At 57.3% G+C, this 2,713-nt stretch carries 5 protein-coding genes and 1 tRNA gene; 4 read left to right on the top strand and 2 right to left on the bottom strand.

All coding sequences use genetic code 11. From position 1 onward, the window contains the following. Positions 1-52 precede the first annotated feature (52 nt). Positions 53-364, bottom strand: a complete 312-nt coding sequence (locus tag DDZ17_RS22160) for an FKBP-type peptidyl-prolyl cis-trans isomerase (RefSeq protein WP_206613632.1) — start codon at positions 362-364, stop codon at positions 53-55. A 165-nt stretch (positions 365-529) separates the two neighbouring features. Further along, the gene (locus tag DDZ17_RS22155; RefSeq protein WP_116369212.1) at positions 530-736 is read right to left on the bottom strand and encodes a cold-shock protein; all 207 of its coding nucleotides are present in this window, start codon (positions 734-736) and stop codon (positions 530-532) included. Between the two features lie 453 nt (positions 737-1,189). On the opposite strand from DDZ17_RS22155, the gene ihfA reads away from it, so the two are divergent. The 4 genes from ihfA (at position 1,190) to DDZ17_RS22135 (ending at position 2,606) form a co-directional block, all read left to right on the top strand. Continuing rightward, positions 1,190-1,495, top strand: a complete 306-nt coding sequence (gene ihfA / locus DDZ17_RS22150; RefSeq protein ID WP_116369211.1) for an integration host factor subunit alpha — start codon at positions 1,190-1,192, stop codon at positions 1,493-1,495. Continuing rightward, positions 1,473-1,835: a MerR family transcriptional regulator gene (locus DDZ17_RS22145; RefSeq protein WP_116369210.1), complete on the top strand. Its 363-nt coding sequence runs from the start codon at positions 1,473-1,475 to the stop codon at positions 1,833-1,835. The genes ihfA and DDZ17_RS22145 overlap by 23 nt, the downstream gene beginning before the upstream one ends. A gap of 60 nt (positions 1,836-1,895) precedes the next feature. Beyond that, positions 1,896-1,972 (top strand) — tRNA-Pro (locus DDZ17_RS22140). Between the two features lie 247 nt (positions 1,973-2,219). Then, the gene (locus DDZ17_RS22135; protein WP_116369209.1) at positions 2,220-2,606 is read left to right on the top strand and encodes a methionine-R-sulfoxide reductase; all 387 of its coding nucleotides are present in this window, start codon (positions 2,220-2,222) and stop codon (positions 2,604-2,606) included. Positions 2,607-2,713 lie beyond the last annotated feature (107 nt).

Here is a 2,713-nt window from a genome sequence, read left to right as displayed (position 1 = left end):
GCGAGCGACGGCACCAGGCACTTGACCGGCGGACACCGGACAGCGTGTACTATCAACCCGCCGCCAAACTGGCGGCATAGCCCGGGAATGCACTTATCGTGCTGTCCAATTTACGGGGTCCACTTCTCTGAACCAGTTGCGGCACCGGCTCGCCGTAGCCATCGGCCGGGGCAACAACCACATTCAGCTGATCGCCGGTTACTTTACCCTGCAGGGCGCTTTCCAGTCCCGGGATGAGGTTGCCCGCACCGTGCAGGTAAACCAGCGGGTCAGAGCCCTGTGAGCTATCGAGTTGATTGCCCTCGGCGTCGGACAGTGTGTAGTGAATGCTGACAACGGCATTGTCGCCAATTAGCAGAGACATAGCGTGCTCCTGATTGAAAGTGCCGTGAGCGCCAGTGGGCACAAAGGTCGACACATGAATGGTGCTCCACCTGTGGAGCGTCGAGGGTGCTGCCCTCAGGCAGCGTCGGGACGGGGCTGTCCGCGAAGATGCGCGCCCGCTGTACCCGGGCGCGCGTGGCCGTTATCAGATAACGACGATGTTCTCGGCCTGCGGGCCCTTCTGGCCCTGAGTGACGTTGAACTCAACCTTCTGGCCTTCTACCAGGGTTTTAAAGCCGGAGCCGCTGATCGCGCTGAAGTGCGCAAATACGTCGGGGCCGGAGTCCTGCTCGATAAAGCCAAAGCCTTTGGTTTCGTTGAACCATTTAACGGTGCCAGTGCTGGTCGCCATAAGTAATGTCCTGAGTGTTTCGTTGTATAAGTGCCTCAAAGAGGCGGTTGAGCTTGAGTTATTACAATTACTTATGAATAGCTGGCGAGGTAACAGCGCAGGTACAGTCAGCGAGACTTCGGACGGGAATGCATAAGATAGATGAAGAACATGCAAGCCCTGTCAGTATAAGGCGGCCAGTGGCATCGTCAACGGCAATTTAGCCTACTTAATGCCGTTTCGCGCCTGCGATGGGCGGAGTGCCAGCCGCGCCAGTGGGTTAAGTGCCTCAGTTAACGTTATTTGATGTTAATGCTGGCAAAGGTATTGATCCCTAAAGAAAAAGTGCGCCATAGGTTTGACAATCCAGAATTGATCGCGCAATCTTAGCGGTGATGTTGAGAACCTGGCAGTGATTCAAGTTGTTGATTCGCTGGAAAAATATCAAATCGAGCTCAGGAACCGACCAGACCCATGACCGCGCTCACCAAATCCGAAATGGCAGAACGCCTGTTTGAAGAGCTGGGGCTCAACAAACGGGAAGCCAAGGAGATTGTGGAGCTCTTCTTCGAGGAGATACGCGCCTGTCTGGAGGGCAACGAGCAGGTGAAGCTGTCTGGCTTTGGCAACTTTGACCTGCGTGACAAAAGCCAGCGTCCGGGGCGCAACCCCAAGACCGGTGAAGAAATCCCCATCTCTGCCCGGCGGGTTGTCACCTTCCGCCCCGGGCAGAAACTGAAGGCGCGAGTGGAAGCTTATGCTGGAACCGACCCACAATAACGAACTGCCCACCATTCCCGGCAAGCGCTATTTCACCATCGGTGAAGTGAGCGAGCTGTGCGCGGTGAAGCCCCACGTGCTGCGCTACTGGGAACAGGAGTTCCCCCAGCTCAAGCCCGTCAAGCGCCGCGGCAATCGCCGCTACTACCAGCGCGACGACGTTCTCACCATCCGCCAGATCCGCAGCCTGCTCTACGAGCAGGGCTACACCATCGGCGGCGCCCGCCAGCGCATGACCGACGATGGCGACAGCATGACCCCGGTAGAACTGCAGGCGGTCATCAAAGAAACCATCGAAGACCTCGAAGAAGTCCTGCGGGTTCTCAAGCCGGCCAAATAGTATTTGTCTCTCAGGCGGTATTGAGTATAATGCCGCCCTCGCCGAGTAAGGCACTCTTCTCGGGGCGTAGCGCAGTCTGGTAGCGCACCACACTGGGGGTGTGGTGGTCGTAGGTTCAAATCCTGCCGTCCCGACCAAATTCTTTCATCCGTTTCATTAAAAGCTCCGCACGTTAGCGGGGCTTTTTTTGTGGCCAAATCTCTGCCCACACGAACACCAACAACACCCCGCTCAGGATTGATCGGGGTGTTTTACGTTGGCGCCCGATAATGCAGGCTGGCGCTGCCGTCCAAGGGCTAGTGGGCTCGGCTGGGCATGCAGGCTTTACCTGAGCATAAACCCAGCGGTAAGGTGCTAGCCATTCACACACGGGAAGCGGTTTGTATGAGTGACAATTGGAAAACGCTGAACGCAGAGGAACACCGGGTGATTGTCGAGAAGGGTACTGAACGCCCGTTCACTGGCGAGTACGACGAGTTCTTTGGCGCCGGGCTGTACCTGTGCCGGCGCTGCGAGGCGCCGTTGTATCGGTCTGAGGACAAATTCCCTTCCCACTGCGGTTGGCCGAGCTTTGACGATGAGATTGCCGGAGCCGTGCGGCGCGAGGTGGATGTTGACGGCAGGCGCACTGAAATCCTTTGCGCTGCGTGCGGTGGCCACCTGGGGCATGTGTTTCAAGGCGAAATGCTCACCGCGAAGAATGAGCGCCATTGCGTGAATTCGGTATCCATGACGTTCGTAAGCCATGACGAGTGTTGTCTCGCTCAATAATCCGTGACGCCTTTCCCAAGTAAATTCGGGCCGGGCAATACAATACTTCCCTGATTATTCCGCAGCCGCAGCCGCAGCCGCAGCCGTGCCGGGGATCGGGGTCGGGA

It is taken from the genome of Parahaliea mediterranea (assembly GCF_003402235.1).
In the GTDB taxonomy this organism is placed as follows: domain Bacteria; phylum Pseudomonadota; class Gammaproteobacteria; order Pseudomonadales; family Halieaceae; genus Parahaliea; species Parahaliea mediterranea.
Note: the sequence above shows the minus strand (reverse complement) of the source record. Positions and strands in the feature narration are given on the sequence as shown.